This is a genomic window from Pseudarthrobacter sp. MOO13, assembly GCF_058267655.1.
In genome coordinates this window covers 4,264,112-4,288,424 of sequence record NZ_CM177848.1, presented here as the reverse complement: position 1 = coordinate 4,288,424, position 24,313 = coordinate 4,264,112, and the positions used below count along the sequence as shown (strand labels likewise).

General features: G+C 68.0%; 26 protein-coding genes. 11 read left to right on the top strand and 15 right to left on the bottom strand.

Annotated features, from left to right (window positions below; translation table 11 throughout):
- The first annotated feature begins 57 nt into the window (after positions 1-57).
- Complete coding sequence (locus AC4EEO_RS19660) at positions 58-735, top strand: histidine phosphatase family protein (RefSeq protein WP_285319027.1); 678 nt, start codon at positions 58-60, stop codon at positions 733-735.
- On the opposite strand, the gene AC4EEO_RS19655 is transcribed toward AC4EEO_RS19660, so the two are convergent.
- The 3 genes from AC4EEO_RS19655 to AC4EEO_RS19645 all read right to left on the bottom strand — a co-directional run bounded on the left by AC4EEO_RS19655 (position 732) and on the right by AC4EEO_RS19645 (position 2,595).
- Positions 732-1,664, bottom strand: coding sequence for a serine/threonine-protein kinase (locus AC4EEO_RS19655; protein WP_491339535.1), 933 nt, complete (start codon positions 1,662-1,664; stop codon positions 732-734). The genes AC4EEO_RS19660 and AC4EEO_RS19655 overlap by 4 nt on opposite strands.
- Complete coding sequence (locus AC4EEO_RS19650) at positions 1,661-1,948, bottom strand: hypothetical protein (RefSeq protein WP_491339534.1); 288 nt, start codon at positions 1,946-1,948, stop codon at positions 1,661-1,663. The genes AC4EEO_RS19655 and AC4EEO_RS19650 overlap by 4 nt, the downstream gene beginning before the upstream one ends.
- A gap of 131 nt (positions 1,949-2,079) precedes the next feature.
- Complete coding sequence (locus tag AC4EEO_RS19645) at positions 2,080-2,595, bottom strand: MarR family winged helix-turn-helix transcriptional regulator (protein WP_018763702.1); 516 nt, start codon at positions 2,593-2,595, stop codon at positions 2,080-2,082.
- Between the two features lie 155 nt (positions 2,596-2,750).
- On the opposite strand from AC4EEO_RS19645, the gene AC4EEO_RS19640 reads away from it, so the two are divergent.
- Complete coding sequence (locus AC4EEO_RS19640; RefSeq protein ID WP_491339533.1) at positions 2,751-3,254, top strand: GNAT family N-acetyltransferase; 504 nt, start codon at positions 2,751-2,753, stop codon at positions 3,252-3,254.
- 7 nt (positions 3,255-3,261) lie between these two features.
- Complete coding sequence (locus tag AC4EEO_RS19635; RefSeq protein ID WP_491339532.1) at positions 3,262-3,417, top strand: hypothetical protein; 156 nt, start codon at positions 3,262-3,264, stop codon at positions 3,415-3,417.
- Here the strand turns inward: AC4EEO_RS19635 and AC4EEO_RS19630 are convergent.
- Positions 3,392-4,432, bottom strand: a complete 1,041-nt coding sequence (locus tag AC4EEO_RS19630) for an FAD-dependent monooxygenase (protein ID WP_491339531.1) — start codon at positions 4,430-4,432, stop codon at positions 3,392-3,394. The two genes, AC4EEO_RS19635 and AC4EEO_RS19630, sit on opposite strands and share 26 nt — an antisense overlap.
- 55 nt (positions 4,433-4,487) lie before the next feature.
- Here AC4EEO_RS19630 and AC4EEO_RS19625 point away from each other — a divergent pair, with 55 nt between their 5' ends.
- Positions 4,488-5,027 carry a TetR/AcrR family transcriptional regulator gene (locus AC4EEO_RS19625; protein WP_018763706.1) on the top strand — a complete coding sequence of 180 codons (540 nt, stop codon included), beginning with the start codon at positions 4,488-4,490 and terminating at the stop codon, positions 5,025-5,027.
- Positions 5,028-5,064: 37 nt separating this feature from the next.
- Here the strand turns inward: AC4EEO_RS19625 and AC4EEO_RS19620 are convergent, their stop codons facing one another.
- Both AC4EEO_RS19620 and AC4EEO_RS19615 read right to left on the bottom strand, forming a co-directional pair.
- Positions 5,065-6,252, bottom strand: coding sequence for a 4-hydroxybenzoate 3-monooxygenase (locus AC4EEO_RS19620; protein WP_109044789.1), 1,188 nt, complete (start codon positions 6,250-6,252; stop codon positions 5,065-5,067).
- Between the two features lie 112 nt (positions 6,253-6,364).
- On the bottom strand, positions 6,365-7,108 hold the full coding sequence (locus tag AC4EEO_RS19615) for an IclR family transcriptional regulator (protein ID WP_109044861.1): 744 nt from the start codon (positions 7,106-7,108) through the stop codon (positions 6,365-6,367).
- A gap of 154 nt (positions 7,109-7,262) precedes the next feature.
- Here AC4EEO_RS19615 and AC4EEO_RS19610 point away from each other — a divergent pair, with 154 nt between their 5' ends.
- Complete coding sequence (locus AC4EEO_RS19610; RefSeq protein WP_491328922.1) at positions 7,263-8,507, top strand: MFS transporter; 1,245 nt, start codon at positions 7,263-7,265, stop codon at positions 8,505-8,507.
- A gap of 49 nt (positions 8,508-8,556) precedes the next feature.
- Here the strand turns inward: AC4EEO_RS19610 and AC4EEO_RS19605 are convergent, their stop codons facing one another.
- Positions 8,557-9,621 carry an FUSC family protein gene (locus tag AC4EEO_RS19605; RefSeq protein ID WP_491339530.1) on the bottom strand — a complete coding sequence of 355 codons (1,065 nt, stop codon included), beginning with the start codon at positions 9,619-9,621 and terminating at the stop codon, positions 8,557-8,559.
- A 157-nt stretch (positions 9,622-9,778) separates the two neighbouring features.
- Between AC4EEO_RS19605 and AC4EEO_RS19600 the strand changes: the two genes are divergently transcribed.
- The 6 genes from AC4EEO_RS19600 (at position 9,779) to AC4EEO_RS19575 (ending at position 15,887) form a co-directional block, all read left to right on the top strand.
- On the top strand, positions 9,779-10,612 hold the full coding sequence (locus AC4EEO_RS19600; protein WP_109044791.1) for an ACT domain-containing protein: 834 nt from the start codon (positions 9,779-9,781) through the stop codon (positions 10,610-10,612).
- Positions 10,613-10,788: 176 nt separating this feature from the next.
- Positions 10,789-12,144: an MFS transporter gene (locus AC4EEO_RS19595; protein WP_018762922.1), complete on the top strand. Its 1,356-nt coding sequence runs from the start codon at positions 10,789-10,791 to the stop codon at positions 12,142-12,144.
- Between the two features lie 80 nt (positions 12,145-12,224).
- Positions 12,225-12,908, top strand: a complete 684-nt coding sequence (locus AC4EEO_RS19590) for a GntR family transcriptional regulator (RefSeq protein ID WP_109044792.1) — start codon at positions 12,225-12,227, stop codon at positions 12,906-12,908.
- A complete protein-coding gene (locus AC4EEO_RS19585) occupies positions 12,905-13,693 on the top strand; it encodes an aspartate/glutamate racemase family protein (RefSeq protein WP_491339529.1) in 789 nt (262 codons plus the stop codon). Before AC4EEO_RS19590 ends, AC4EEO_RS19585 begins: the two co-directional genes overlap by 4 nt.
- A 32-nt stretch (positions 13,694-13,725) precedes the next feature.
- Positions 13,726-15,153, top strand: a complete 1,428-nt coding sequence (locus AC4EEO_RS19580) for an amidohydrolase family protein (RefSeq protein WP_491339528.1) — start codon at positions 13,726-13,728, stop codon at positions 15,151-15,153.
- A gap of 8 nt (positions 15,154-15,161) precedes the next feature.
- Positions 15,162-15,887 carry a maleate cis-trans isomerase family protein gene (locus AC4EEO_RS19575; protein ID WP_491339527.1) on the top strand — a complete coding sequence of 242 codons (726 nt, stop codon included), beginning with the start codon at positions 15,162-15,164 and terminating at the stop codon, positions 15,885-15,887.
- 21 nt (positions 15,888-15,908) lie between these two features.
- Here AC4EEO_RS19575 and AC4EEO_RS19570 read toward each other — a convergent pair whose 3' ends face one another.
- From AC4EEO_RS19570 to AC4EEO_RS19535, 8 genes are all read right to left on the bottom strand, one after another.
- Entirely contained in the window at positions 15,909-16,829 is a 921-nt protein-coding gene (locus AC4EEO_RS19570; RefSeq protein ID WP_018762917.1) for a diacylglycerol/lipid kinase family protein, read from the bottom strand.
- A 74-nt stretch (positions 16,830-16,903) separates the two neighbouring features.
- The gene (locus AC4EEO_RS19565) at positions 16,904-18,277 is read right to left on the bottom strand and encodes an NAD(P)(+) transhydrogenase (Re/Si-specific) subunit beta (RefSeq protein ID WP_491339526.1); all 1,374 of its coding nucleotides are present in this window, start codon (positions 18,275-18,277) and stop codon (positions 16,904-16,906) included.
- Positions 18,274-18,582 carry an NAD(P) transhydrogenase subunit alpha part 2 gene (locus AC4EEO_RS19560; RefSeq protein WP_018762915.1) on the bottom strand — a complete coding sequence of 103 codons (309 nt, stop codon included), beginning with the start codon at positions 18,580-18,582 and terminating at the stop codon, positions 18,274-18,276. The genes AC4EEO_RS19565 and AC4EEO_RS19560 overlap by 4 nt, the downstream gene beginning before the upstream one ends.
- Positions 18,582-19,763, bottom strand: coding sequence for a Re/Si-specific NAD(P)(+) transhydrogenase subunit alpha (locus AC4EEO_RS19555; RefSeq protein WP_491339525.1), 1,182 nt, complete (start codon positions 19,761-19,763; stop codon positions 18,582-18,584). The genes AC4EEO_RS19560 and AC4EEO_RS19555 overlap by 1 nt, the downstream gene beginning before the upstream one ends.
- A 364-nt stretch (positions 19,764-20,127) precedes the next feature.
- The gene (locus AC4EEO_RS19550) at positions 20,128-20,547 is read right to left on the bottom strand and encodes a hypothetical protein (protein ID WP_018762912.1); all 420 of its coding nucleotides are present in this window, start codon (positions 20,545-20,547) and stop codon (positions 20,128-20,130) included.
- A 7-nt stretch (positions 20,548-20,554) separates the two neighbouring features.
- The gene (locus tag AC4EEO_RS19545) at positions 20,555-21,796 is read right to left on the bottom strand and encodes an ABC transporter permease (protein WP_285246436.1); all 1,242 of its coding nucleotides are present in this window, start codon (positions 21,794-21,796) and stop codon (positions 20,555-20,557) included.
- A complete protein-coding gene (locus AC4EEO_RS19540) occupies positions 21,793-22,518 on the bottom strand; it encodes an ABC transporter ATP-binding protein (RefSeq protein ID WP_018762910.1) in 726 nt (241 codons plus the stop codon). The genes AC4EEO_RS19545 and AC4EEO_RS19540 overlap by 4 nt, the downstream gene beginning before the upstream one ends.
- Positions 22,515-24,047: an efflux RND transporter periplasmic adaptor subunit gene (locus tag AC4EEO_RS19535; protein ID WP_491328930.1), complete on the bottom strand. Its 1,533-nt coding sequence runs from the start codon at positions 24,045-24,047 to the stop codon at positions 22,515-22,517. Before AC4EEO_RS19535 ends, AC4EEO_RS19540 begins: the two co-directional genes overlap by 4 nt.
- Between the last annotated feature and the right edge of the window lie 266 nt (positions 24,048-24,313).

The following is a 24,313-nucleotide window of genomic DNA, read 5'->3' as shown; positions in this document are numbered from 1 at the left end:
GCCTGCCGCTGCGGCGCAGGTGAGAGCCGGTGTCCGATCGGGTGGGAAACTGGAATCATGAGGCTGCTCCTGATCCGACACGGCGAGACCCCCGGCAACGTCCTGGGCCAACTGGACACCGACCACCCCGGTCCTGGATTGACCGAACTGGGTGAACGCCAGGCCGAGGCCATGGCACGGGCCCTGGCCAACGAGCGGATCGGGGCGCTCTACGCCTCCACGCTGATCCGGACGCAGATCACCGCGGCCCCGCTGGCCCGGCTGCATTCCCTGGACATTGAAGTCCTGGACGGCCTGCATGAAATCGAGGCAGGCTCCCTGGAGAAGCTCACGGACCACGAATCGCACAAGCGCTACATGGGGACCGTTATCTCCTGGGCCGCCGGGAACCTGGACCAGCGCATGCCGGCGGGACCCGACGGCCATGCCTTCTTCGACCGCTTCGACGCTGCCATCGCGAACGTGGTGGAGCGGGCGGTGCGGGACCGGCACGGCACGGCGGCCGTCGTCAGCCACGGCGCCGCGATCCGTACGTGGACGGGGCTGCGGGCCCGGGGTGCAGGACACGAGTTTGCGGCCCGGCACATCCTGGCAAACACCGGAATCGTGGCGGTCGAGGGGAGCCTGGATGGCGGGTGGAACCTGATCCACTGGGATGGCAGCCCCGTAGGCGGCCTTGCCTTGGCCGACCCGACGGCAGAAGATCCGACCGGCCGGGACGTCACGGCTCCCTAGAGCTGCTGCCGGTGCCGGCGGCCGGGGAAGATCCGCCGCGTCCTGCACGGACTGCCCTGGCTGCCCCGCGGAACCGCGGGGACAAGCCGGGCTGCCATTGCGGCTGCGTCCGCCGCCGCCGGCCTCTGCGTGGCGTCCATCGCAGTCAGTGCGCGCAACAGGACGCCCCAGTCGCCCAGGTGGTCCGGGACCTTCGGGGACCTCAGGGTCCGGGCCACGAGGGACTCGATTGCCGTCCCTGGGAACGCCTTGGTCCCGGTGAGGAGTTCCAGGAGGACCAGGCCCAGGGCATAAACATCCCACGACGGGTCCGCTACGTGGCCGGAAGCCTGCTCCGGACTCATGTAATGCACAGTGCCGGAGGAGATGCCCGGTTCGGGGGCGGAACCCGCAGGCGCGGCAATCCCGAAATCGATAATCCGCACCGGACTCCTCCGCAGGCCGCTCAACATCAGGTTGGCCGGTTTGATGTCGCGGTGCACCAGGCCCCTGGAATGAAGGTGCGCCAGCGCACCGAAGAGACCGCGCGCCCACACGGCAATATCTGCCTGGGGCATGCTCCGCATCCGGATGGCCTCCGCGAGGCTTGTCCCGAGCGCCAGTTCTTCGATCAGGAAGGCATGCCCGGCGGAAGGACTACCGGCAGGCATGACGCCTCCGGCAATAAACCTCACGATGGAGGGGTGGTCCAGTCCGGCCAGGACCGACGCCTCATTGTGGATCCGCTGCTGGTGCTTCCGGTGTCCTGCTGTGGCAATCTTGACGGCGGCATCGGGGCCGCCTTCCAAGTCAACGGCCCGGAACACCTCGGCAGCGGATCCGCGACCCAGCCTTTCGCCAAGCCGGTACCTCCCGGCCAACACGACGCCCGCGGCCGGATTGGGGGGCTGCTGCACTGCCGCGGGCAGCACCGTCCCGACGGCGGTCATGCCGGCAGGACAGCTGAGGAGGATCCCTGGCGGGAGGCGCCCGCTGATCGTTTGCGGTCACCGCCCGCAGGCCACGCATCGAGCTGGAACCCGCAGCCGCAGCGCCACACGGGCGGAAGTTCAATGCTGTTGCTGTCAGCCGGCGCGAACGTGTAGCTGGCGCCCTCGGAGCCCACAGCGGGAGAGACCAGCCGCATTGCAGTACCGCAGTGGATCGCGGACTTTCCCTGCGGCGCGGAATTGCCGTCCAGGGAGGGTCGCACCAGGCGGGGACTCGTCAGCATTGCCGCATCATCGCAGGGATCAGGCGGTGAAATTTCGGTGAAAGTAACCAACTCACTCACGACTCCGTTGGGAAGCAGCTTCGGGGAACAATCGTAAGCTTACATATAACTAGTTGATCTAGCTAGTCCGCCTAGCTAATCTTCTTTGCTTCCCCGTCATGCGCAGCAAGGGCGTCCGTCATCCGCTGCAGGAAATCAACCACGATGCGCGCATCCTCGGCCGAGAGGCTTTCCGCCACGGACATCATTCGGCGATGCATGGCCCCCAGCGTTTCGCGGACTTCCTTATCCGATTCCCCGGTGGCGATGACCACCACAGAGCGCCGGTCGGTGGGGTGCGGTTCACGCCGGACATGGCCGCTGGCAACCAGCCGGTCGATCAACGACGTCGTGGAAGCGCTCGTGATATTGAGGAACTGGCTCAGGTCCTTGGGCACCGCCTGCTTGCCGGACGCCTGCACCCGCAATAGGTACCGCAGGGCGAGAATGTCCGTTTCGCCCATGCCCATGGAATCCCTGGTGGTACGGCGGATTTCCGTCTCCGCCGACCGGTAGTCGCGGAGCGACTTCAAAACCGCTGCGCTATAGTCCAGCTGCCCGTCAGGCCCGTACCAGTAGCCGGAGCCCTCATTGCCCGTAGAAACCATGGAATCATTTTAGACCAACTGATAACTAGCCTGCCAAGCAACTTACGGATACGCAGCGGAATGGCGTTATCCAGGTGCTTACCGTTAGGAAACACCCGCGTAATCCCGGGCACCTAGCCTTGTCAGGCATACCCCTCCGGCGAATCGAGGCAGATATGCAGACAAACCCCAGGCTGAACATCAGGCAGGTCCCCTGGTCCAATCCCGTGGGCGCTGATCTTCGCCGCGCCCAGCAGGCCGAACTCGACGCCCGCTTTGGCCGGCCGGACCACGAACCCGGCCCGCCGCCGTCGGGCGCCGACTGCGCCGTTTTCCTGGTGGCCTACGACAAGGGCTCGGGACAGCCCGTGGGCTGCGGCGGGCTGCGGCTCCTGGACGGATCGACGGCGGAGATCAAAAGGCTCTACGTCCTGCCCTACACGCGCGGTTCGGGCGTCGCCAGCTCCATCCTGGCGGCCCTGGAGGCAGAGGCCTTCAAGCAGGGCATCACGCGCATCAAGGCGGAAGCCGGCTCGGCCCAGCCCGACGGAAGGAATTTCTACGAAAATTCCGGCTTTGAGGCGATTCCAAATTTTGGGCCCTATATCGGGGTAGAGCACTCTTACTGCTACGCCAAGAGCATCAACGCCCGCAGCGCCGCCCACACGGCCATGGCCTAGGACCGGCATGATCGCCAGGCAAGCCGTCCTCACCATCGAGGAGATCGCCTCCGTCAACCTGAACGCATCCGGCAAATCCGCAGCGCACGGTTACACGGAGACCACCTACGACCGCGACCGGATCCCCACCCACCGCCTCACGGATACGCTGCAGCAGGACTGAGCCGTCGGGCGAGGTTGAGCAGGCGGTCCCGGAAGGGTTGGGCACCGTCCGCCAGAGCCACCTTCATCATCGCCGCGGACCCTAGGCTAAGGGCGCGCGTCCGCAGCCGGCGCTGCCGGTCGTAGGCGGCGAGCGCCTTTTCCCGCGGCAGGCTGTTCAGCAGATCCGCCAGGACCACGGCGTCCACCAGCGATTCACAGGCGCCCCGGCCGAGGTTGGGCGTCATGGCATGCGCCGCGTCCCCTACCAGCACCGCCGCACCGCTGACATAGGACCGCAATGGGGGCACAGTCCAGATCCTTTGGGCCAACGAAAGCTCCGGACTCGCGGCGGCCAGCACCTGCCGGATGGCGGGTGCGTGGTCCGCAAAGCGCCGCCTGGCCTGCGTGAGCGCCTCTTCCACGTCGATTCCCGTGGGGCCGAGCGTTGACCGCCAGCTCCCGTACCAGTTGGTTCCCCCCGGGGCGGCGGCAATGCCGAACAGGTCGCCCCGCCCCCAATACTCCCCCACCTCGCCGGCTTCTACCGGGGACGGAATGGTGCCGCGGACAGCGAGGGCGGAAGTCAGCCTGGCATCCGATGCAGTGCCCCACACTTCGCGGCGGACCACGCTGTGCACCCCGTCGGCACCCACCAGCAGCCGGTCCACCGGAGGCAATTGCCGCACATGGGAAGCCACCCTGCGGACGGTTCCGGGCACGGCTCCATCCAGCAGCCGCAACAGGTCCACCCGGGAAATGCCGAACAACTCCCCGCCCCGGACGGTGACCCAGGGCTTGCCTGCGGCATTGCGGATGGACCCGTTTCCCAGCACCGGGCTAACCGCACGCGCCCCGGCCAGGACCCCCACCCGCGCCAGCGCACGCTGCGCATTGGGCCACATGGCCAGCACGGTGCCCACCGTGGGCAGTTCGGGGCGTTTCTCGAAGATGGACACGTCATAGCGTGAAGGGTCCAGGCTGGCCGCCAGGGCCAGGCCCGCGATGCCGCCGCCCACGATCGAGATCGCTTCCATGCAGGCAATTTTACTACTTTTGTAGTGGCATGGAAGAGGCACTTACACTGGGCGCATGCCTGACCGCCGCACGGAACTGATGGATGCCGCCCTGGGGGTGGTTGCGAACAAGGGAATGAAAGGCCTGACCCATCGCGCCGTCGACGCCGCCGCCGGACTCCCGGAAGGCACCACGTCCAACTACTTCCGGAGCCGGGCAGCCCTCGTGGAGGCCGCGCTGGACCGCCTCCTGCAGCTTGACGCCGGACTGCTGCGGGAGGCCGGTCCGGCCGGACCGCCGCCGGGCATTCCGGAACTGGCGGACCAGCTGGCCGCCATGGTGCTCGCCCTGGCCCGGCAGCACGCCGGCCTCACGCGGGCGCGGCTGGCCCTGTCGCTGGACCGGCCCGAGGCGGTGACCGCCGGCCACTACCTGCTGGTGGGCGGGTTGGAGCAGGCCCTGGATGGTTTGGGAGTGGCGGGCGCAGCAAGGCGGGCGCAGGACGTCGCCGACTACGCCGACGGCCTGTTGCTCCACCTGCTCACCGTCCGCCGGGACCAGCAACCCGACGTGGCCGCAACCGCAGCGGCGATCCGCCGCCTGCTGGCCCCGTAAAGCGGGCCCGGCAGTCCGTCGTCGTCCTCCCTGGCCCCTAGGACGCGCCGGGCCAGCCTGTGTACGCCTCGGCAAGGTAGGCCATGCCGTGCCGCGATGAAACCACGGAATTCAGTTCGCCAAGCTGGCGGGCCCGGGAGAAGTCGTCGGCGTCCGCGGGGGTGTGCAGCATGGTGGTCATCCAGTACGAGAACTGCTGCGCCTTCCAGACCCGGTCCAGGGCGCGGTCGCTGTAGGTGTCCAGCAGGTGTCCCGATCCGGAGTTGTAGTGGCTGTCCAGCCCCTCGAAGAGGACCTTGACGTCGTTGATGGCCAGGTTCAGGCCCTTGGCTCCGGTGGGCGGCACAGTGTGTGCGGCATCCCCGGCGAGGAACAGGTTGCCGTGGCGCATGGGGGTGTGGACGAAGCTGCGGAACGGCAGGACCATCTTCTCGATGACCGGGCCCTCCTTGAGCTCGAAGCCGTTCCCGTTGACGCGGCTCCGGAATTCGGCCCAGATCCGGTCATCGTCCCACTCCGCCACGTTCTCCTTGGGATCACACTGGAAATACATCCGCTGGACCGTCTCCGTACGCTGGCTGATCAGGGCGAAGCCGTTGGCCGAGTTGGCGTAGATCAGTTCGTCGGAACTGCGGGGAGCCTCGGCCAGGATGCCGAACCATGCGAACGGGTACTCGTGGAAGTACCACTTGCGGTGGGCCTCCGGGATCTGGAACCGGCAGTGGCTGCGGGAGCCGTCGGCACCCACCAGGAAATCCGCCTGGATCTCGAATTCAACGCCTTCGGCGTCGGTAAACCAGACCTTCGGGCTGCCTTCCAGGTCATGGACGGAGGTGTCGGTGACGCTGAAGCGGACGTCGCCGCCGTCGTCCTTCCTCCGCGCGGCGAGGTCGAGGAAGACGTCCGTCTGCGGGTAGAGCCAGACGGACTCGCCCACGAGGTCCTTGAAGTCGACGCGGTGGCTCTCGCCGTTGAACCGCAGTTCGATGCCATCGTGCCGGTCGCCCTCGCGCAGCACACGGTCCGAAACCCCGCTGTCCACCAGCAGATTCACAGTGCCGTGCTCCAGGATTCCGGCGCGGACGGTGTGGGCGATCTCCTCGTGGCTGCGGACCTCAATGACCGTTGACTCGATGCCTGCCTTCGCCAGGAGATGGGACAGCATCAGCCCTGCCGGACCGCCTCCCATGATGGCCACTTGGGTGGTGATGGTTTTTCGTGCCATGGCTGCGTCTCGCTTCGCTGCGGGTCCCGCCACGGGCGGCACCGGATCGTTTGTCTGCCATCAGTGTGGGGGAAGCCGGGTGACCGGCGTTACAGAAATTCCGTTGAATGGCTCAGGCGTCGGCAAGTTGCCGGGCGATGCCCCGGGCAGCCGTTTGCAGGGCCGGAACCAGTGCCTGCAGGCGCATCTCCTGCAGGGGCACCACGACACCCAGTGAGGCTACGGCCCGCTGCCGGCGGTCCAGCACGGGCACCGCGATTCCCCAGGTGCCCGCATCCACTACGCCTTTCAGTTGCGCAAAGCCCTGATGGGCGGCCTCGGCCAGCAGCGCCCGCACGTCGGCCGCAGCCAGCCTTCCCTCGGGATCGGTGAACTGGCCCAGGTACTCCTGCTGCATGGCCTTGTCCTGGTGGGCCATCAGTGCCAGTCCGGCGGACGAGATATGGATGGGCATCCTCCCCGCCACCTGGGCCCGGTTGGCCACCGAGCCGCGCCGTGACAGGCGCTCCACAAAGAGGGCCTCCCAGCCATCGAGCACTGCCAGGTTCACGTTTTGGTTCAGCACCTGCTGGATGTCCTCCATGAACGGCATGGCTGCCTGCCGGAGCGCCAGCGCCGGCGAGGCACGATTCACCAGTTCCCACAGCCGGAGTCCAGGCCGCACCATCCCGCCGGGAGCAGTCTCCAGCAGTCCGTGACCTGCCAGCTGGCCCACCAGCCGGTGGGTGGTGGTCAGCGGAAGGCCTGCCCGGCCGGCAAGGTCAGACAACTGGAGGGCATTGACATCCTGGGGAAACGCGGAGATCAGCCGCACGATCCGGTCCACCACGGAGTCGCCGGACGGGGAGTTGGCCAGCGTGACCACCTGCTTCCATTGAATGGGAAAAGTTGTCCCAGATTACACCCGATAGTGATACAAACCTCACTGGGGATGCGGGCCTGCCGCCCACCTACGACCGGCAAAGCAGCCTGCCGCTCAAAACTCCTGGAAGATACACCGAGGTATTTCTATGTCATTTGCGCCATCCCAGCACCGTTCCACGTGGCCGGTCTGGCTTTGCTGGCTGGCCATGGTTCTGGACGGTTTTGACCTGGTGGTTTTGGGCACCGTCATTCCCACACTGATCAAGACCCATGACCTTGGCTTCGACGCGGTGGGCGCCACCTTGGCCGCCACAATCTCACTGGTGGGCGTTGGCGCCGGTGCCCTGTTCATCGCCCCGCTGTCCGACCGCTTTGGCCGGCGCCGCCTCCTGGTGGCCTGCGTCCTGTGGTTTTCGATCTTCACCATCGCCGTGGTGTTCGCACCCAACGTGGCGGTGTTCTGCGCCTTCCGGCTTCTTGCCGGGCTGGGACTGGGCGCCTGCCTCCCGGCCGCCTTGGCCTACATGAACGACTACGCCCCGGCAGGTACCGCCGGAAAGTCGACCACCCGGACCATGACCGGCTACCACGCCGGCGCTGTGGCCACGGCCTTCCTTGCCCTGCTGCTGATCCCGGACTGGCGGATGATGTTCATCGTGGGCGGACTCGCAGGCTTCGCCCTGGCACCCTTCCTGTGGTTCAAGCTCCCCGAAACCCTTCCCCCGGCTGAGGCAGGAACCGAACCGGCCGCAGCCCGCACCGGTTTCCGGGACCTGGCACGGAAGCCCTACCCACTGGTGGCGCTGGCCATCGCCGCGGCGTCCTTCATGGGGTTGCTCCTGGTCTACGGCCTGAACACCTGGCTTCCGCAGCTGATGGCCGGCGCCGGGTACACCGTCAGCACCGGCCTGGTCCTCCTGCTGGTCCTCAACGTGGGGGCCGTGGTGGGCCTGGTGATCGCAGGGATCCTGGCCGACAAGCACGGCACCAAGCGTGTGGTGCTGCTGTGGTTCGGACTCTCTGCGGTTTTCCTGGCTGTCCTGAGCGTTAAGATCCAGAGTGAACTGCTGCTCAACGCGGCAGTCTTTGTCACCGGCGTGTTCGTCTTCAGCGCACAGGTACTGGTTTACGCATGGGTCAGCCAGCTGTTCCCGGCAACCCTCCGTGCTACAGCCCTCGGCTTCGCCGCCGGCGTGGGCCGGCTCGGCGCGATCATGGGCCCTGCCGTCACCGGCACGCTGGTGGCTGCCAACATCGCCTATCCCTGGGGCTTCTACGTCTTTGCGGCTGCTGCCGCGATTGCCGTGGTGGCGCTGGTGACGGTGCCGCACGCCATCGCTGCGGTCCGGGCAGAAGCGGTCCCGGAAGCATCAGCCACCGAACGTCCGTAACGCGTCACCGTCTGCCCCTGCCCCTGGTGCAGGGGCAGGCACAAGACGGTCAGGCCGTCGTCGAACGCTGCCTGAGGCGGCGCCACGCGCCGGGCGCCAGCACCACGGCAATGCCGACGGCGGCACCGATGACGGTTTCGATGATGCGGTCGCGCAGCAAGAGGGTTGGCGACGCCGGGACCACCAGCAGCGTTGACACCAGCGCCAGGGGCGTAACGAAAACCTGGGCCAGCAGGTACTGGCGGAGGATGAACATTTCGGCGCCGAACTGGCACAGCGCCATGACGAGCACGGTCTGCCAGGGTTGCAGGCCGAGCAGCAGGACGGCGGCCAGCACCGCGAGGCCCAGGACGGTGCCGATGATCCTTTGGATGCCCCGGCGGACCCGGTGCCGCGTGGAGTGGCCCACCAGGGGCACCACCGCCGCCACCATGGCCCAATAGTTGTGGCCGAATCCCAGGCGGCTGCCGGCCCATGTGGCCAGTGACCCGGCAAGTCCGGCGGCCACCAGGTAACCGAAGCCTTCAAGCCGGGCCGCACGCTTCTCTGCGGGGGTACGGCGGATCGGGGCCGGCCGGGTCCAGGGGGTCCGGTGGCTGGGAAGGATCCGGGCCGAGAAGCCGATGAGCAGGGCGACCACGGTGGTGAGGACGGCCACCAGCATCCCCTGCCACAGCGGCGGCTGGTTGGGAATGGAAGCGATGGCGGCAAAGGCGAAAATGTGGAAGAGGGACCCGGCGGGGCGAAGCCGCAACCAGGAGATAGCCACCGAGCAGGCCCCGGCAACCAGGGTGGTGGCCAGGACCAGCAGCCAGGTGGTGGTGGCGCGTTCAAGACCCCAGGCGGATTCCATTCGTGCGGCGAGCGCCGCCAGGAAGATCACCAGCAACATCAGCAGTCCGGCCCGCAATTGCAGCACGAACCGGACCGCGTGCGGCTCGCCGCGGCCGTAGATGCCCGTGAACGCCCCGAAGGACGCGAAGATTGCCAGGTCCAGCCGGCCCAGGAGCACCAAGGTAATCAGCGGCACGAACACACCGACAGCGCACCTCAAGGCAGGATGGTGGTCCTTGTTGCCGGGACCAATGCTGAACATCTCGGCAAACAACTTCACGTGGGCAGCGCCTTCCTTGGGGGTGGATTCTGACGGGCGGCCGCGCTGACGTTCCTGATAAATCCTACGGTGCGGGACCCGGAAGGCCCCTGGCACGTTCCCATGAATGGAATCAGGAGGCAACGCGGCGGAAACAGCACCCGGTGATGCTTGAGTCATGAAGCGCCCTCCGCACAACACGCCCGCGGCCGACCTGAGCTGCGAGGTCTGCGGCCGGATGCCCGAGCCGCCCAAGGCGCGGCTCACCGTTGCCAACGTGGCCGTAATGCTGCCCATCGAGCTGCTGGTCCACGCCCTGGTGGTGGAGACCCACCTTCCCTACGTGGCCAAGGTCCTGGTGCTGACCCTGACGGCCACAGTCCTGGTGATTTGGGTGGCCGAACCGTCGGCGGCGAGGATCCTGCGCAGCTGGCTCCATGCGCCGGCACTGCGGCACCGCCGCCAGCTGGCGGCGGCCCCGTCGCTGTGGCGGGCACGGACACTGCTGGCGGACCAGCCCGGTTCGCTGCAAAGGATGACCCGGGCACTGGCCCGGCTGGATGCCAACATCCTGGGCCTGCACGTGCACCCCGCCCCGGCCGGCGTCCTGGACGAGTTCGTCCTCGCGGTCCCGGGCGAGGTGGGCGAGCGCGAGCTGCTGGCAGCCCTGCACGACGGCGGCGGCAGCCGTCCGCACGTATGGCCCACCACGTCCCTGGCGATGGCGGACGGGCAGACGAAGGCGCTCAGCCTCGCGGCGCGGATCGCTGCCGCGCCGGACGAACTCCCCTTGGCGGTGGCCGAGCTGCTGCATGCGCAGATCGTGCCGCCACAGGACGCCGGGTCACCGGCCGACGACGGGACGCGCCTGAAGATCCCCACGGCCTGGCAGGGGCCCATCACCTTTTCCCGGCCGGGTGAGCCGTTCACTCCGGCCGAATCCGCACGGGCCCACCGCCTCGCCGAGCTGGCCGAAACCCTATCCCACCGCCCCGCGGGTTCCTCCCCCTAGTCGTCGAGACCGTGCGGGCACCAGTCACAATCCGTTCGGAGGAGCCGCGGAACGCTGTCGGGCAAAAAACCCTTGACAGTGGCGGGAGTCACTTCTAACTTTGTTTTTGGGATCCCAAATTGGGATCCCAAAATCGAATCCTCCCCATTCGTGAACTTCCCCGTGAAGGAGAAGCTGTGTCCGTCCCAAACACTGAAACAACGGCGCCATCCGCCGAATCCGCATCCCAAACCACCCAGCCCCGAAAGGACGGACTGCAACGGCGCAGCTCCGTCCGGTGGCGGCTCTTCCTGCTGCTCCTGGTCCTCGTGTCCGTCAACTACATCGACCGCGGCTCCATCTCCGTGGCCTTGCCCATCATCCAAAAGGAATTCAACCTCGCCCCCGAACTGGTGGGCCTGCTGCTGTCCGCCTTCTTCTGGACCTACGCCCTGATGCAGGTTCCCGTGGGCTGGCTGATCGACAAGTTCGGCCCGCGCAAGGTCATGACCGCCTCCTGCATCGGCTGGGGCGCGGCCACAGCAGCGTCCGGCATGGCCGGCGGTTTCCTGAGCATGTTCATCGCCCGGCTTGGAATCGGCGTGACCGAGGCCGGCGTCATGCCCGCCGGGGGCAAGCTCAACGCCATCTGGATGCACCGGTCCGAACGCGGCCGCGGCGCCACCATCCTGGACGCCGGCGCACCCCTGGGTGCCGGGCTTGGCGGCATCATCATTGCCGGCCTCATTGCCACCACCGGCAGCTGGCGCTGGTCCTTCGTGATCGCCGGCGCCGCCACCGTCCTCATGGGACTCGCCGTCTGGTGGTACGTCCGGGACAACCCCCGGGAACACCGTGCCGTCAACGAAGCCGAAGCATCCTACATCGAAGCCTCGCACGCCGCCGAGGACGCCGAAGCCACCCTGGACGGCAGCACGGGCAAACGCGGCCTCCTACCCTACCTGAAGTTCCGCTCCTTCTGGGCCATGTGCCTGGGCTGGCTCGGATTCAACGGAGTCTTCTACGGCCTGCTGACCTGGGGGCCGCTGTACCTGGCCCAAGCCAAGGGCTTCGATCTGAAGACCATCGGCTGGTCCACCCTGGTGATCTTCGGCGCCGGGTTCGTCGGAGAAATCATCGGCGGCACCATCGCCGACAAATGGCGGGCCTCCGGCGCCTCCGCAAACCTGGTCATGCGCACCCTCCTGGGCATCTCCAGCGCCATCGTCGTAGCGGGTCTGGTAGGCGTCACCGTGGTCCCCGACGCCACCACCGCCGTCGTGCTGCTCTCCGTGGTCCTGTTCTTCCTGCGCTGGGTGGGCCTGTTCTGGAGCATTCCGTCCATCCTCGGCGGACGCACCAACGCCGGGGTCCTGGGCGGCGCCATGAACCTCAGTGGCAACATCTCCGGCTTCGTGACCCCCATCGTCGTCGGCCTGATCGTCGGGGCCACCGGCTCCTACACCTGGGCGCTGCTGTACTTTGTCGGTTCCGCGGTGATCATGGGCGCATCGGTCCTCACCCTGAACTACAACAAGCGGCTTCCTGTCTAAGCTGGCCCTCGCAGGGAAACTTGCAAACCATGCCCCCGCAGCCGGGAGCAGTGCCATACAAGAATCGAAAATGGAGCACCATGCTGACCGCAGAAGAGACCCAGGACAAGGACCGCCCCCTCCGCGAGACTGTCCGGGACACCCTCCGCACCCGCATTTTCGAAGGGCACTACGCTCCCGGCACGCGGCTGGTGGAACGCGACCTCGCCGCCGAATTCTCCGTGTCCCGCCTGCCGGTCCGCGAAGCCCTCCGCATGCTCCGGCAAGAAGGCCTCATCAGCGACCGCGGGGCCCGCGGGGCGGAAGTCAGCAGCCTCAGCCCCAAGGATGTTGAGGACCTCTTCGATGTCCGCCAGTCCCTCGAGGTGCTGGCCTGCCGGCTCGCCGCGCGCCGCGCCACCGCTGAAGACCTGGCCTACCTTAAGGGGCTGCTGGACAACGCAGAGGCTTTCCTTGCCAAGGGCGCGGTGATGGAAGCGCACCGCTCCAACAGCGAGTTCCACGACGCCATCACCGGGATTGCGGACAACAACTTCCTCAAATCGGCCCTGGAACCCCTGCAGGGCCGGATGCACTGGCTGTTCCGGCACGTCAGCGACCTGCCCGAACTGATCCGCGAACACCGGGAGCTCTACGCCGCCATTGCCAGCGGCGACCCCGACCGGGCGGCCGCCCAATCCGCCTCCCACATCGGAAAGTACCGGGAACAGTTCCCCGAGGACTTCCAGAAAACCGAACCAGAATTCCACCGGAAGAGAAAATGAAACTCCTGGTCATCAACCCCAACATCAGCGCCGACGTCACGGCCCTGATCGAATCCGAGGCGCACCGCTCCGCAGCCCCTGGCACCGAACTGCTGGTGCGGACCGCCGGCCACGGCGTCGAATACATCGAAACCCGGTTCGAAGCCCTCATCGCCGCCGGGGCCGTCGCCGAAATCGTCGCCGAGCACACCCGCCCCGGCGCGGACCCGGTTGACGCCATCGTGGTGGCAGCCTTCGGCGACCCCGGCATGCCCGCCTTGAAGGAATTGGCGGACGTCCCGGTCATCGGCATCACCGAGGCCGCACTCTGCGCGGCGGCGCTGCAGGGCCACCGCTTCTCCATCATCGCCATCTCGGACCGGATCAAGCCCTGGTACCGCGAGTGCGTGGAACGCTTCGGGCTCGCCGGCCGGCTGGCCTCCATCCGTTCCATCAACGAGTCCCTCACCAGCATCGGCTCGGTCCAGCAGGACTTCAAGGAAACCCTGCTGGCACTTAGCCGGCAGGCCGTGGCGGAGGACGGCGCCGACGTCGTCATCCTCGCCGGCGCCCCGCTGGCAGGACTCGCCCGCGACCTCAAGGGGCAGATCCCCGTGCCGGTGGTTGACGGCATCTCCGCCGGGATCCGCATGGCCGAGGCGGTGGCCGGGCTGCAGTCCGGACCGCACCGCGCCGGCGCGTTCGCCCCTCCCCCGGCGAAAGACCGAAAAGGCCTCTCCGGCAGCCTGGACGCAGCCCTTGCGGCCCGCCAGGAGCACGCCGGCGCGCCCCAGCCTGCCGCCTAAAGCCAGACACCATACCCACAAGGAGGACACCGATGTCCCACCAGCCAGAACTCGTCATTGCCAACGCCACAATCGTCAACAGCCATGGCCGCCAGGCCGCCCACATCGTGGTGCAGGAGGGCCGCATCGCCGCCCTCATCGACGTTGACCAGCCGGTCCCCGCCGCCAGCCGCACCATCGACGCCGCCGGCAAACTTGTCGTCCCCGGCGGCGTTGACGGACACTGCCACGTCGCCCAGGTCACCGGACGCTTCCGTACCCTTGACGACTTCCGGACCACGTCCACCGCGGCACTGTGGGGCGGTACCACCACCATCATCGACTTCGGCATCCCCCGGGACGCCCAGGAGACCCCGCTCGCCGCCGCCCTGCACAAGAAGGAACTCGCCACCGAATCCCGGTGCGACGTCGCCCTCCACGGCGCGGTGGTCGCCTGGGACGAAACCATCCCCTGGCAGCTGGAGCAGCTTGCCGCCGAGGGCGTCCGCTCCGTGAAGATGTACACCACCAACCGCGGCACCACCATGGCTGACGGGGACACCATCCTGAAGGTCATGCGGGAGCTGGTCCGGCTGGACGGCCTGGCCTACATCCACGCCGAACACGATCCCATCATCGCCGACTGCACCGAACAGCACGCCCAGGACGGCCGGATTGGGATCGAACACCTGCACCGGACACGGCCTGAGCTGGCCGAGGAGATCTCGGTGAAGGAAACCCTGGCCATGGCCGAATACACCGGCGCACCCGTGTACTTTGTCCATCAATCCACGCCCGGGGCCGTGGACCTGGTGAGCGAAGCCCGCTCCCGGGGACTGGAGACGTTCTCCGAGACCTGCCCGCACTACGTCACCTTGGACGACACTGTCTACGCGTCCGCCTTCCCGGAATGGTTCGCCTGCTGCCCGCCCATGCGCAGCCCGGAAACCGTGGCCGCGCTCAAGGAGCGGCTGGCGTCCGGGGCCATCCACACCATGTCCTCCGACCACTCCTGCTACGACCTGTCCCAGAAGCGCGAGCGCACCGATGACGTGCGCGCCATGCCGCACGGGCTGCCCGGCGTGGAGACCCGGATGCCGGTGACGTTCACCGCGATGACCTCCGCCGGTGCCTCCGTGGAGCAGTTCGTCGAGGCCTTCGCGGCCGGCCCCGCCCGCATCAACGCGGTCCCCGGCAAAGGCCGCATCGCCGAGGGGTTCGACGCCGACCTGGTGGTTTTCGACCCCGCCGAGGAACGGACGGTGGATGGCGCCGCCTTGCACATGGGGACGGATTTCTCGCCCTTCGACGGGAAGGCACTCACCGGCTGGCCCGCCGTCGTGGTTTCCAACGGCCGGGTGGTGCTGGACGCGGACGGTTTCCACGATCCCGGCCCCGCAGGCCGGTTCATCACCCGCAACGGCTTCCGCGAGCACCAGTCCCTTTCCGCCGGTGCGGCGCACGCCGCCGCCGCCCTCTAGGAGGTCCCATGCCTGCATCCACACGTCCCCGCCGGATCGGCATGATCGTGCCGTCCTCCAACACCTGCCTGGAGCCGCAGACCTACCGGATCCTCGGTGGCCGCAGCGACGTCACGGTCCACTTCACCCGCATTCCCGTCACCCGGATAGCCCTGGACGACTCCGCCAACCGCCAGTTCGACCCCGCCGTCATGCGGGAGGCCGCACGGCTGCTGGCGACGGCGGACGTGGACGTCATCGCCTGGAACGGCACCTCGGGGTCGTGGCTGGGTTCGGCGCACGACCGGGAGCTGGTGGCGGAAATTACCGGCGCCACGGGCGTCCCGGCCACTACCTCCACGCTGGCCTACCTTGAGGCGTTCCGGGCCTTCGGCACTGAACGGATCGGCCTGTTCACGCCGTATACAGGCGATGTGAACCACAAGGTCATCGCCTCCTACGAGCGCGAAGGCATTAAGACCGTGGACCACCGGGCGCTCGGGCTCAGCGACAACGAGTCGTTCGCCAGGGTCACGGACGCGGAGATGTTGCCGGGATCGCGGGAACTCGCCGCCGCCGCGCCCGACGCCCTGGTGTACCTGTGCACCAACCTCTACGGCGCCAACATTACCGCCGAGATCGAGGAGAGCACCGGCGTCCCGGTCCTTGACTCCGTGGCGGTCACCCTCTGGCACGCCCTGAAACTGGCGGGTGCTCCGCTGCTGGACCCGCGCTGGGGCAGGCTCCTGGCCTAGCCGGCCTGCCCCGCCGGGCGCTTACATCCGCAGGGTCAGGGCTCCGGGCTCGATGCTCATCAGCACGTGCTTGCCCTCACCCTCGTGGTCCCCGTCCAGTTGGTAGTCGTCCTTGTGCTCCAGGGTGATCTCAACCGTCTTGCCCTGGAAATACTCCACCGCCGTATCCCGGTTCCGGCCCTTGCCGATGATGCCGGCCAGCACCGACAGCCAGCCGAGCTTGCCGTGGTGGGGTGCCAGGACCGCGATGTCCAGCAGGCCGTCGTCGATCTTGGCGTCGGGGAAGATCTCCACGCCGCCCTGGACCTTGCCGCAGTTGCCCACCATCACGCTGCGCACGCCGCGGTGCATCACGGTCTTGCCGTCAATCGCCAAGGTGGCCTTCACGGGCTTTCCGGGCAGGTTCCGGATGCCGGCGTCCACGTAGGCCAGCCACCCCACCTTGTCCTTGAGGTCCTCGTTGGTGTCGCCCATGATGGTGGCGTCGTAGCCCAGGCCCGCCATGACCAGGAAGAGCTGGTCCTGGTCCGGATCGCTCCGCTTGGCGCGGACCACGTCGATCTTCCGTTCGGCGCCGGTCAGGGCGCCGGCCATGGCGCCGTCGTAATCGGTCACGTCCATGCCCAGGTTGCGTGCCAGCAGGTTCCCGGTCCCCAGGGGGAGCAGGCCCATGGGCGTATCACCGCCGGCCAGGACCTCGGCGACGCAGCGCACGGTACCGTCGCCGCCGGCCGCGATGACGAGGTCCGCCCCTTGAGCCAGGGCTTCCTTTGCCTGCCCGACGCCGGGGTCCTCCTTGGTGGTCTCCAGCCAGATGGGCTCGCCCCAGCCGTTCTCGACGCAGTGCTTGGCCACCAGGCCGCGCACATCGAAGTCCACCGGCTTGGCAGGATTGACAATGATGGCGGCACGTTTGGGCGAAGTGGAGCTGGTGTCAGTCATGGCGTCCTCTGGTGGGGTGGAAAGCAAGCAGGCTGTTGAGAGAAGAGTAACCCGAAGCGGCTGCAGTTCCGCGCCTACAATGCCTTGACGGCGCCCAGCACCTGGGCCAGGGACTCCTTGGCGTCGCCGAACAGCAGGGACGTCTGCGGCTCGAACAGGAGTTCATTCTCGATGCCGGCGAACCCCGGGCGCATGGAACGCTTCAGGAACACCACCTGCCGCGCTTCCGCCACCTCCAGGATGGGCATCCCGTAGATCGGCGACCCGGAGGATGTCTTGGCCGCCGGGTTGACCACGTCATTGGCACCCACCACCAGGGCGACGTCGGTGGTCTTGAACTCCGGGTTGATCTCGCCCATTTCCTTGAGCGATTCGTAGGGAACGTTGGCTTCCGCCAGCAGCACGTTCATGTGGCCGGGCATGCGGCCGGCCACCGGGTGGATGGCGAAGTCCACCTGGATGCCCCGGGCTTCCAGGGCCAGCGCCAGTTCGGCGGCGGTGTGCTGCCCCTGCGCCACGGCCAGGCCGTAGCCGGGAACAATGATCACGCGCTGGGCGTAGCCCAGCAGGACCGCCACGTCCTCCGGCGAGGAGGACCGGACCGGACGCTCGCTCACTGCCGTGGATCCCGCCGTCGACCCTCCGCGGAAGGCGCCAAACAGGATGCCCGCGACGCTCCGGCCCATGGCCGCCGCCATGGCGCGGGTGAGGATGGTGCCGGAGGCGCCCACCAGCGTGCCGGCCACCACCAGCAGGACGTTGCCGAGCACCACGCCGGACGCCGCGACGGCCAGGCCGGTGAAGGCGTTGAGCAGCGAGATGACGATGGGCACGTCCGCGCCGCCCACGGGCAGGACCAGCAGGACGCCCGCGGCCAGGCCCAGGACCAGCAGCAGGACCGCAAGGGGCAGCGACCCGGAAACGACGACGGCGACGCCGGAGGCCACCGCCGCCAGCAGCACCACCGACATCACCACGGGCAGCCCGGAGAACACCACGGGCCGGGTGGTCATCAGCTCCTGCAGCTTGGCGAACGTGATGCCCGAGCCGGCGAACGAAACGGCCCCCACCAGGAGCGTGAAAACGATGGCCACGCGGACCCACGGTTCCCCCGCATGGCCCAGCTCGAGGAGGGCCACCAGCGCGGCAGCGCCGCCCCCCACCCCGTTGAACAGGGCCACCAGCTGCGGCATCTGCGTCATCCTGACCCGCCGCGCCACGGGAGCGGCGACGGCGGAGCCCACCACGATCGCGCCCAGGATCCACGGGATGTTCTCGAGCCGGGCGGACAGGAAGACGGTCACGACGGCGATCACGGCACCCAGGGCGCCCACCAGGTTTCCGCGGCGGGCGGTGCGCGGCGAACTGAGTCCGCGCAGCGCCAGGATGAAGAAGACCGCTGCGGCCAGGTACAGCAGGGCGGTCCAGACGGGATCGAGGATGCTCATTTGCTGCCGCCCTTGGCTTGCCCGGCATCCTTTTTCGCATGGAACATGTGCAGCATCCGGTCCGTCACCACGAACCCGCCCACCAGGTTCGCGGTAGCGAGGACCACCGCGAGCAGTGCCACCGCCAGGACCCACGGGTCCGCCGCCTGGCCGGCCACGATGATGGCACCCACCAGGATGATCCCGTGGATGGCATTCGCGCCGGACATCAGCGGCGTGTGCAGGGTGCTGGAGACCTTGGACACCACCTCGAAGCCGACGAACACTGCCAGTACGGTAATGGTCAGCAGGGCTGTCCCGTCCATCAGAGTGCTCCGTCCTGCCGGGCCGTGGCAGCTGCGCCGGTCCGGGCGGCCAGCAGTGCGGCGGTGGGCTGGTGCCGCACCACGCCGCCGTGGGTCAGGCAGGCTCCGGCCACCACTTCGTCGTCGAAATCCAGGGCCAGCGCGCCGTCCCGCACCATCAGGGCCAGCAGGTTGGCCACGTTCTTGGCGTACAGGCGGGAGGCGTCGGACGCCATCGCGGAGGCCGGGTCCTTCAGGCCAACCAGGGTAATCTGCCCGGACCCGTCCGCGGTGGGGATAGGGATGTCCTGGCCGGGCACGGATCCCTCCACGTTTCCACCGGACTCCGCGGCGAGGTCGACGACGACCGATCCGGGGCGCATGCCCTGCACCATCTCGCGGGTCACCAGGAGGGGCGCGGGACGGCCCGGGACGGCCGCCGTCGTGATCAAAACGTCCGATTGGGCGACGTGCGGGGCCAGCAGCTGGCGCTGCCTGGTGCCGGCATCGGAGCTCAGCTGCCGCGCGTAGCCGCCGGCCGCTTCCGCGGTTTCAAGGTCCAGCCGGATGAAGGTGCCGCCCATGGAAGCCACCTCGTCAGCGGAGGCGGGCCGGATGTCGTTGGCGAACACCCGCGCCCCCAGCCGCTTTGCCGTCCCGATGGCCTGCAGTCCGGCCACGCCCGCGCCGAGGACCAGGACGCGGGCCGGCGGGATGGTCCCGGCGGCGGTCATGTACAGCGGGAAGAACCGTGGCAGCCGGATGGCCGCTTCGAGCACGCAGCGGTAGCCGGCCACCAGCGCCTGCGAGGTCAGCGCATCCATGGACTGGGCCCGGGAAATGCGGGGCACCAGCTCCAGGGCGAAGGAGGTGACGCCGTTGTCCGCGAGCGCCTGCACCGTGGGCAGTTCGGACGACGGCGACCCGAGCCCCACAACCACCGCTTCCCGTTTCAAGGCGGCAGCGGTGTCCGGGTCCAGCGGTCGGACGTGGGCCAGGACGTCGAGGGCGCCGTGGTCCAGTTCCGCGACGATCTCCGCGCCCGCCTGCCGGTAGTCATGGTCGGAGTGGCCCGCGGCCGTCCCGGCCCCGGTTTCGAGCAGGACGTCCAGGCCCATTCCGGTCAACTGCCTGACGGTGTCGGGGGTGGCGGCCACGCGCCGCTCGCCCTCCCGGCGTTCCCGCGGAATGCCCAGTTTCACCCGCTGCCTCCTCTTCCTGAAGGGCGTGGCAGCGGCTCTGCTGCACGCAGTTGGCTTGAGTCTAGAGCCCTGCGCGCCGCGGCGGGAGTAGGGTGGCCGGCTTGGATGGCAAACAGTTACCTCGCGGCAGCGCCCGCCGACCCGCCGTAATCCAGGGCGATCCGCCGCGTGGCTTCCAGCAACTCGGGGAGGACTGTCGCCTCGATGTCCTGGCCTGCGGCTCGGCGCGTCTGCATTCACCCCGCTGCGTGAACTCGGCAACCCGGTCAGGTAGACCCCGGACTGTCCGGACCCGCAGCGAAAAGTGAGGCCGACGACGGGACGCAGCTCCCGCCGTCGGCCTCACCTTTGCGGGCCGGACCCCCTACTGGCCGGCAGCACCGGTGGGCGCGGCGGTTGGCGCGGCAGCACCGTTGTTGCCGTTGCGGCGACCCTGGCCGGGCGTTTGGGTGCCGGGGGTGTCGCCGGCACCGGCCCCGGCACGCCCGTTGGTTCCCTGGAAGTTGCCCACGTTGGTCCGGCCGGCCCGGGCGCCGAGGTCAAGCTGCTTCTGCACCATCGAGCCGCCGAAGAATCCGGCCACCACCAGCAGAACGCAGACCAGGACTTTCGTGGTACGGCCTGGCGTGTACCGCTTCCTGGGAATGAAGGGTTCGTCGTCGGCGGGGACTTCCGCCGGCTGGTCCCGGAACGGCCCGTGGTCCTCGCCGGGGGCGGTCAGGGGAACGGGCAGCGCTTCGGTGGCTGCGTCGGTGTCCGGGGTGTATGGGCTGGAGCTGTTCACGGGTTTCCTATTCATAGCGGAGGGCATCGATGGGCCGCAGCTTCGCGGCCTTGTTGGCGGGGTAGACCCCAAAAACCAGTCCAATGACGGCTGACACCGCCAGGGACAGCCAGACTGTCCAGGCCTGCACCTCGGGCTGGACGCCGAGCACGGGGAACGCGCTGCCCGCGAAGCCGACGGCGATCCCGGCGACCCCGCCGATGACCGAAATCACCAGGGATTCGATCAGGAACTGCGTCACGATACTGCCCCGGGACGCGCCGATGGCCTTCCTGATGCCGATCTCCCGGGTCCGTTCCGTCACGGTGACCAGCATGATGTTCATGACGCCGATGCCGCCGACCAGGAGGCTGATGGCAGCCACCGCGCCCAGCAGGATGGTCAGTGTTTGGGTGGTGTTGGTGGCGGTGGTGAGTATCTGCGCCTGGTTGCGGACCTGGTAGTCCCGGTTGGTGGAGTCGACGTGGTGGCGGGCGTCCAGGATCATCTGGATCTCGTTTTGGGCTTGGTTCATGACGTCCGCGGAGGCCGCCTGCACCGTAATGGACGCGAGGGTGGGCGCATAGCCGGTGAACTTGTTCTGCGCGGCGGAGAACGGCACCACCACGATGTCGTCGGGATCGTTCAGGCCGGTGGACCCCTTGACCGCGAGCACGCCGGACACCGTGAAATTTTGGCCGTTCAGCTGGATGGTCTGGCCCACCGCGGAACCGGTGGTGGCGCCGAAGAGATCACTGGCCACCGTATTTCCGATGACGGCCACCGGGTTCCCTGCCTGCTGGTCGGCTTCGGTGAAGGACGCCCCGGACGCCATGGCGCTGTTGGTGATATCGAAGTACGAGGACGTGGTCCCGAGGAAGCTGGCAACGGAGTGGGTGGCGCTGGTGTACGTTGCCGTGACGCCCTGCGCCTGGACGATCGGCGCCGTGCGGGCCACATCGGGGGCCAGGACTGCATCCGTGAGGGCGTGCTCGTCCTCGAGGGTGAGGTTGGTGCTGCGTGTACGGCTTGCCCCGGCCTGGCCGCCGGTGCTGCGGCCGCCCACGCTGGTGGACCGGCTGACGGTGAGGACGTTGGTGCCCAGCTTGCCGATCTGGGCTTTGATGTTGTTGCTTGTCCCCGCACCGACCGCGAGCAGGATGATGACGGCGGCGATGCCGATCAGGATCCCCAGCGTGGTGAGGACGGAACGCATTTTGTTGGCGGCCACCCCGGAGAGGGCGAAGCGCGCCGATTCGAGGAGGTTCACGGCGCCACCGCGAAGGTTCCCGCGGGCACCGGCTGCTGCCTGACATCGGAGACGATCCGGCCGTCCTGCATACGCACCACCCTGCCGGCCCGCTCGGCGACATCCATTTCGTGCGTGATCATCACGATGGTCCGCCCGCTGGCGTGCAGGTTCCCGAAAAGGTCCAGGATCTCGGCCGAGGACCGCGAGTCCAGCGCCCCCGTGGGCTCATCGGCCAGCAGGAGGACGGGGTTGGTCACCAAGGCCCTCGCAATGGCCACGCGCTGCTGCTGGCCGCCGGAGAGCTGCGACGGCTTGTGGCCGGCGCGGCTGGACAACCCCACGGTATCGAGCATGGCCAGTGCGCGGCTGCGCCGCTCGTGGCGTCCCACCTTGGCGTAGGCGAGCGGCATGGCCACATTGTCCACCGCCCGGGTCCTGGAGATCAGGTTGAAGTTCTGGAACACGAAGCCGATCTTGCGGTTGCGGATCTGGGCCTGCTGGTACTCGTCCAGTTCCCGGGTATTGATGCCGTCCAGGTGGTAGCTTCCGGTGCTGGGCGCGTCGAGGCAGCCGATGATGTTCATCATCGTGGACTTCCCGGAACCCGAGGCTCCGATGATGGCCACGAAGTCGCCCCGCTCGATCGCGATGTCCACGGCGTCCAGCGCGCGCACCTCTGCCTCACCCTTGCCGTAGACCTTGCTGACGCCGGACAGTTCGATGACGGCTGCCACGGTCACTGGCCGCCGTTCCGGGTGCCGCCGCCGCGGGTGCCCGCGCCGCCCAGGCCGCCGGCGCCGAATCCGCCTCCGGTGGAGGTGCTGCCGCTGTCAAGCGTGCCGGAAATAGCCGGAAGCTCCACCTGATCCCCGTCGGCCAGACCGGTCAGGACCTGGGTGCGCCCGTTGGCGCTGATCCCGGTGGTGACCGTCACCGGCGTCGGGGTGCCGTTCTTGAGGACGTTGACCGTTTGCCGGTTCCCCGTGGTGGTGATGGCGAGGCTGGGCACCACCAGGGCGTCGTCGGCCGTGGCGGTGGTGACCGAAATGTTGGCGCTCTGGCCCAGGCGCAGTCCGGCAGGCGGGTTGGCGATGGAGACCGTCACCGGATAGGTGACCACGCCGTTGGTGGTGCTTGAAGTCTGGGCTATGGAAACCACCTTGCCGGTGACCGGTGGGGCGGCAGGATCCTGGGCCAGGGCGGGGAAGGTGAACTGGGCCGTCTGGTCCGGCTTCATGCTGGTGACATCAGACTCGGAGAACCCGGCCACCACCTGCAGGTGGCCGGTGTCGCTGATGGTGACCAGGCCACTGCCGGAGCTTGACCCGGCGGAGGACGCTGCCCCGGAGGACGCGGACGTGGCCGCTCCGGTGCCCCCGCTGGCGGCGGACCCTGACGACGCTGCCGGGGACCCCGAGGAGGATCCCGTCAGCGCACCGGCCGTTGCGGTGACCGACGTGACGGTTCCGGTCACCGGCGAGGTCAGGTTGCACGCGGCGAGGTTCGCTTTGTCCGTCTCGACGGCGAGCTGGGCACTGGTGACATTGGTCCCCCCTGCCGAGGCCGCCGCGTTTTGGGCATTGCCCAGGGCAGTGGTGGCGGAGGCAACCTGCTGCTTGTCCTTGAGCTGTGTGGAGGCGGCTTGGTTCTGCGCCTGGGTCAGCGCGGCCTGGTCCTTGGCCAGCTGGTTCTGGGCCGCCGCCACAGGGTCCGTCCAGTTGGCAGGCTTCGGGGTGGGGGCGGGCACTGCCTGGGAGGCGGTCACGGCAGCGTTGTCGGCATCCACGGCTTTCTGGGCCGCGGCCACCGCAGCGGACTGCTGGGAGGAGTCCAGGCCGGCGGACTGCTGGGCGTTCACCAGGCTCTGGTTCGCCGATGCCACCTGCCCGGCGGCGGATACCTGCTGCTGGTTGGCCTGTGCCGTCACCGAATCCAGCTGGGCTTGGGCCGCGTTCAGGGCGTTCTGGGCGTTGGCGGGATCAATGGACACGAGCAACTGCCCGGCAGTCACCTGCTGGCCCAATGTCGCTGCCACCGATTGGATCACGCCGCTGCAGTTCTGGGCGCTGACCACCGTGGTGGTTTGCGGGGCGACATTACCCGAGGCTGTGGCCACCGAAGAAATGGCCGCCTTGCCCACCGTTACCGTGCGCGCGGCCGCCGACGGGGTGGTGGAGCCAGCCGCCGTGGCCGTGAGGTAGGTGCCTGCGCCGAGGGCGAGAATGACGGCGCCCAGGCCCAGGTTGATAACAAGGGATTTTGAGGTCATGGCTGGACCTTAAAAGGGGCACCTGAAGAAATGCCGTGAAAATGGTGGGAGCGGGGCGCTGGGGACCTTTTGTGTCGTCCCGCTCCGGGAGCGGCTGTGTGAGAATAGGCGGGATTTACACATCACACATTTTGGGGGACCCATGTCAGAGCGCGCAGATTTCGATTCCACACCGTCCGGCCGGGAGGGTGGGCATGGAGCTCGCCTACCGCAGTACGGCCAGACATCTTCCGACGCGTGGGTACCTCCTGCGGAGCATTTTCAGC